This window comes from Pseudomonas sp. E45-MNA-CIBAN-0222 (genome assembly GCF_040310405.1).
Lineage (GTDB): Bacteria > Pseudomonadota > Gammaproteobacteria > Pseudomonadales > Pseudomonadaceae > Stutzerimonas > Stutzerimonas stutzeri_AC.
Window position 1 is genome coordinate 1 of record NZ_JBEOPU010000236.1, and the last position, 237, is coordinate 237.

Below are 237 nucleotides of genomic sequence, written 5' to 3' on the forward strand. Positions count from 1 at the left end.
TAGCAGCAGTGGGTGCGATGTCTGGTCAGCCACTCGCGCTCAATCCGACTCATCTCATCTTTAAGCAAGCGACACTCAAAGGATTTTGGGGCGGTGCATTGATGCAAAAGATGGATGCGGATAATAAAAGCCGTTTAATAAAAGAGCTTATCGAGCGCGCCGCTAGCGGTAAGTTAAAGCTACCAACAGGCGGCATCTATACGCTGGATAATATTAAAGAAGCAGTATCTGGTAAGG

General features: G+C 47.3%; 1 pseudogene. It reads left to right on the forward strand.

The annotated features are described in order from the left end of the window. Positions 1-237, forward strand: a pseudogene (locus AAEZ08_RS23455) (hypothetical protein); the annotation flags it as partial.